A 5,150-nucleotide genomic window follows, 5' to 3' on the forward strand; every position below is an offset into this window, starting at 1 on the left:
AGGGGGAGGTCATGTCGGGGTGTCCTTCTGCGGTTGAGAGCAGAGGCATCATGATTATCCCAAGTGGAGATCCCGGAATGAAACATCATATCAACGACATGAAGCGCCGCGCTCTGCATAACGCGGACGCGGCATATTACGCGTTATCCGGAGTTCCGGATAAGACGTATTCCCGCGGTGTGATGTCGACGCGGATGTCGCTCCATTCCTCGGTCGGGATGTCCGAGAGGCGGCGTTCCATCAGCGCCTCGCCGGTCGAGACGATCTGGATGACGGCAGAATGCCCTGCAACCAGATCGGCGTCGATCGAGGCGATCAAGGTGGGGGTTTTCATCGAGGTCAGCAGATGGCCGAAGAAGCGCTGCTTGGCGGACTCGAAGGCCGAGCGGGCGGCGGACTTGGCCTGGCGGTTCAGGGTGCCGTTGGAGCCTGTCGAGCTGGCCGGGCCAGTGATGTTGGCGGCCTCCATGGCGGCGGTGAGGTTGTTGTGGATGATGGCGAAAGCCCCGGCATAGGCATCGTAGATGCCGCGCTGCTCCGGGGTCAGCGCATGTTCCAGCATCTCGTATTCGATGCCGTCGTAGGAGAGCGAACGGGCGGTGTAGAGGCCAAGAGACCGCAGGTCGCGGGCCAACACCTCCATGGCGGCGACGCCGCCTGCCTCAATGGCCTCGACGAATTCGGCGCGCGTCGCGAAGGGGAAATCCTCCCCGCCCCAGAGACCGAGCCGCTGTGCATAGGCGAGGTTGTGGACGGTCGTGGCACCCGTGGCCGAGACATAGACCACGCGGGCATTGGGCAGCTTGTGCTGCAGTCGCAGGCCGGCCCTGCCCTGCTGCGAGGCCTCTGTATCGCCGCGCTCACCCTTGCTTCCTGCGGCATTGGCCATGGCATGGCCTTCGTCGAAGAGGATCACCCCGTCGAAATCCGCTCCGAGCCAATCGACGATCTGGTCGACGCGGGATTTCTTGGCCCCACGTTCTTCCGAGCGAAGTGTTGCGTAGGTGGTGAAGAGGATGCCCTCAGAAAGCGGGATGTCGCGGCCTTGCGCGAAACGCGACAGTGGCGTGACCAGCAGCCGCTCCTGACCGAGAGCTGACCAGTCGCGCTGTGCGTCTTCCAAGAGCTTGTCGCTTTTTGACACCCAAAGGGCTTTGCGTCGGCCTTTGCACCAATTGTCGAGCAGCACGCCAGCCGACTGGCGGCCCTTGCCCGCGCCGGTGCCGTCGCCAAGGAAGAATCCGCGGCGGAAGCGGATGGCGTTAGCGGCATTTTCCGGCGCGGCCGAAACCATGTCGCCGGTCTCATCGACGGTCCAGGATCCCGCGAGATACGCACCGTGCGCTTCACCAGCGTAGATCACAGTCTCGAGCTGCGCGTCGGAGAGCAGGCCGTCGCGCAGGACGGTAGCAGGGAGTCTCGGACGGTAAGAAGGTTTTGGGGGTATGACTGACGCCATCGCCGCCGATTGCACGAGCTTCGTCGGGTGTGGAACCGCGCCGGGGATGTCGATCGCCTGCAGGCGGAACGTCTCGTAAATCGCATCCGAGAGGCGCGCGGTATCATCGTTCTCGCGCCCCTCGCGCAGGGTGTAGGCGAGATCTTCAGCCTCGATCGCAGCGATGGCTTGCTCGGGTTGGGCCGCAGAAGTCGCGCGAGATATGCCGATGGCTTTGCGCGTGGAGGGCGCAGAGTTTCCCGGGAAGAGGGAAGAAAGGCTCTGACTTGCCGTTGCGGCCTGATCCGACTCAAAGCGTGGCGGAACTTCGGCGGTGATCCGGGAGAGGAGATGCGCTACATCCGGAGACGTTGGCTGACGCAGGTCAGCGGTGACGCCACACATCTCGCCACCTCGGCATTTGTCAAAGACCGAGATCCGCGTCTCAAAGCTGGTGCCATGCTTGGCGAAGGCCGCCCCCGACACAGCGCCGGTGAAAACCAGATGCGCGGACTGGGTTAGGCGGTCGAAAGTCTCGGCCCAGGCCGGAGCGTCGGTCGCGAAACCTGCCCCGGTGATGACCACGAGCCGTCCACCAGGGGCCAGCCGTGCAAGCGCCGAGCGCAGATGCCGGGCCGTCGCCTCGGTCGTGCGACCATCGACGTTGGCCATGGCCGAGAATGGCGGGTTCATCAGGATGACGCTCGGGCGCATGCCAGCGTCGAGATGATCATCGATCTGCGCGGCGTCAAAGCGAGTGACCGGGCGGCCCGGGAACAGCAGGCGCAGAAGGTCACCTCGGATGTCAGCCAGCTCGTTCAGCGCGAGGCTGCCGCCCGCGATTTCGGCGAGGATCGCCAGTAGCCCGGTCCCGGCCGACGGCTCGAGGACCAGGTCGCGCGGCGTCATCTGTGCGGCGGCCAGGGCTGCAAGGCCCATAGGCAGCGGCGTCGAGAATTGCTGGAATCGCTCCATTTCTTCGGACCGCCGCGTATGGGTTGGCAGAAGCCCCGAAACTTTGGCGAGGATCGGCATCAGTGAGGCAAGTGATCCAGCCCGCGCCAGCAGGGCGCGGCCAAATTTCCGCAAGAATAGGACCAACGCCACCTCGCCCGCCTCATAAGCCAGCTTCCAATCCCAGGCGCCTGTCGCATCGGAGCCACCGAAGGCGCGCTCCATCTCAAGCCGCAGGCGCAGCGCGTCGATCTGGAAGCCCTGCGCCAGATCGGGCTGCAGCGCCTCGGCAACGGCGAGGATCGCGGCGGCAGGCTCAGGCAGGACAGGAACAACGACCGGCGTCAGCACGGTCGGGATAAGCGGTTGGAACGTCATCAGAACACCTCGGGTTGGGGAAAACGGTGAGCCGAAGGCGCTCTCGCGCAGCCTTCCAACTCCCCCTGCCCCATCCTGCCTCTGTCTCTCGAACGTCGATCCTCGGCAGAGCGGTGGTTGATTTTGTTCCTGATATGTTCTATATATGGAATCCAACCAGCAAGGGAGTTTCCCCGATGGAAGACACCACCTTCGCCCTGCCCGTGACGCCCAAACAGATCGCCTATGCGCGGTCGCTGGCGCTCAAGAACCAGACGCTGTTACCTTGGGAGGTACAGCAGGATCGGCGGGCCTTGAGTTCCTGGATCGATGCGCAGGCGAAGCTGAAACCGGTCTCCGCGCTCGACCAGCTGCCGTCCTCCAAGCAAGTCGCCTTTGCCGAGCGGCTCGCTCGTATCAAGCGGCGCGCCGTTCCGGACGAGTGCTTCCGAGACAAGGGCCTGATGTCGAAATGGATCGACGGCAACCGGTGACGAGTGTCAGTCAGGGAATGAAGTGTTGGCGTCCGGATCACCGAGGGATTCCTTCTGCCTGAGAAATGCGACCCGCAGCGCTTCCGTCGGTGACGACGGAGACTCCAGAGCTTCGAAGAACGCCTGATGGTCACATGGCTTCAAGTTTGTGATGTCGGGGCTGTTGCCATTTGCTGATTTCATTTCTTCGAACCTCCGAGGGAGCATGCGCTATAACTTGTTAGCCGACCGCCGTAATCGAGTAGTGCGACGTCCCATCCCAAACAAGATCCCAAGACGCGCCCGGACGGACGCTCTGGATGGCGTGTGGCTCAAAGCAGACCAAGCAATTCCCACCGGGAGCCGGAGCCCGAACTGAAGGATAGATCAAGCCCCGGGATCCGGCTCGGCGCAGATGCTGGGCCAAGCTTTGACCTTCGGGATATCCGACAACCGGATCCGGATGCAGGGCAGGATGATCCGGCTCATCGGTCATGTCGTCGAACACCCCGATAAAATCGGCCAACATTTCCACATAGCGCGCGCTGTCATTGAAGCTGCCCGTAAAGCCAAGCTCCCGCGTCCGATGCCAGGCCACCTCGCTGACGGAAACCATCACATCCCATGCGCAGTACCAAGCACCCCGCTCCTCAGTGTTGAAGCGGTTTCCGCCCGCACGGGTGTAAGTGAAGGCTGCGTTGACATGACTGTCACCATAAATGCGCAGGTCGCGGCTGCGGCGCTGCCACGCAAGCTCCCGCGGGTCGAGATGCGGGTTACGGCCACGTTCCGCAAGAAGACGGCCGCTGGTCAGGCCCTCAATCTCTGCCAAGATCTCCATCTCGTCATCGGTATCGACAAGACCGCGCAGAGCTGGCGGCTTGTGGTAGGTGGCGGGCAGGAGGCGAACGAGACCACGATCGGAAATCTCGGTCTGCTTCATGCTCCACCACGCAACGCGTCAAGATAGGTCTGCACCGCAAGGATCTGAGGCAAACCGCCGTCGATAGCGGTGTCGACCGGACGATTACCACCAAACAGCGGACCGGTGTTCGGCCGGGCGAACCAGCTTCGAGCCAGCGGCTCGGAGAAATAGAGCTCAAGCGATTTGTAAATGCCAATCACAGCGCTGAGCCGCAATAGTTGGTCCTTGGTGAGTTCCCCCGCGAAGTCCGGCTTCTTGGCGCGCTTCCACGTGCTCTCTGACATGTCGGCAAGGCCCGCCGCTTCCTTCAGGCTGAGACCCCAAGCATCGGCCACGCGCGCATAGGCCTTCAAAGCGACGGCGTTGACCTGCCCTGGTTCTCGAATTTTCTCTGCGACGTACATGTTGTCCTCCATTGCCACTAACATAGTTCATATGGCCTCATTGTAAAGATCAAATGAACCGGTCGCTCTCTCATCCAAACCGCCGCCCTCCTTCGGTGAAGGTGTACTCGTTGACGATGATCCCCTCTTCGATTGCCTCGTCCGAGGTCAGGTGGTCGTATTCGGCCTGAAGCTGGCGGTAGAGCCATCGGGCCAAGTCGCGCAGCGCCTCGGTCACTATCTCCTCGGCGTCTTCGGTCGGCGGCTGCCAAGTCGGGCTGTCGCGCGTGACGTCCACCGACATGGTGTATTCGTGATAGTAGCGGCCACGGTGACTGACCTCGGCGGCGAGCTGGTAGAAGTTTCGCCGCTGGATGGCTTGCAGCCGGTCGGCGATGTCATGCAGCGTCGCATCCGTCGGGGCATAGTCCCGGATGCTGGCGGCGGCACCTCTACTGTGAGACCAATAGCACTCGTACCAGGCGTTATGCAGAGCACCGCATAAGGCCTGTTATGCCGAGCGACGGATTATGCGGAGCGGTCCGGTCATCACGCTGTAAACGCGAGGGATTTTCGATAGTCCGCTCCGCATAACGACGGGCTTGTGCCCTCGCGGGTTC

General features: G+C 62.4%; 3 protein-coding genes and 2 pseudogenes. 1 reads left to right on the forward strand and 4 read right to left on the reverse strand.

Annotated features, from left to right (window positions below; translation table 11 throughout):
- Nucleotides 1-160: 160 nt before the first annotated feature.
- Nucleotides 161-2,770, reverse strand: a pseudogene (locus tag Q8M85_RS15085) (strawberry notch-like NTP hydrolase domain-containing protein); the annotation flags it as partial.
- A gap of 176 nt (nucleotides 2,771-2,946) precedes the next feature.
- Between Q8M85_RS15085 and Q8M85_RS15090 the strand changes: the two are divergent.
- Complete coding sequence (locus Q8M85_RS15090) at nucleotides 2,947-3,243, forward strand: hypothetical protein (protein WP_305546093.1); 297 nt, start codon at nucleotides 2,947-2,949, stop codon at nucleotides 3,241-3,243.
- A gap of 220 nt (nucleotides 3,244-3,463) precedes the next feature.
- Here the strand turns inward: Q8M85_RS15090 and Q8M85_RS15095 are convergent, their stop codons facing one another.
- The 3 genes and pseudogenes from Q8M85_RS15095 to Q8M85_RS15105 form a co-directional block, all read right to left on the reverse strand.
- Nucleotides 3,464-4,165, reverse strand: coding sequence for an RES family NAD+ phosphorylase (locus Q8M85_RS15095; protein WP_305546095.1), 702 nt, complete (start codon nucleotides 4,163-4,165; stop codon nucleotides 3,464-3,466).
- Complete coding sequence (locus tag Q8M85_RS15100; protein ID WP_305546097.1) at nucleotides 4,162-4,563, reverse strand: MbcA/ParS/Xre antitoxin family protein; 402 nt, start codon at nucleotides 4,561-4,563, stop codon at nucleotides 4,162-4,164. Before Q8M85_RS15100 ends, Q8M85_RS15095 begins: the two co-directional genes overlap by 4 nt.
- 58 nt (nucleotides 4,564-4,621) lie before the next feature.
- A pseudogene (locus tag Q8M85_RS15105) lies at nucleotides 4,622-5,014 on the reverse strand (antitoxin of toxin-antitoxin stability system); the annotation flags it as partial.
- Between the last annotated feature and the right edge of the window lie 136 nt (nucleotides 5,015-5,150).

Source organism: Tabrizicola sp. (assembly GCF_030694085.1).
In the GTDB taxonomy this organism is placed as follows: domain Bacteria; phylum Pseudomonadota; class Alphaproteobacteria; order Rhodobacterales; family Rhodobacteraceae; genus Tabrizicola.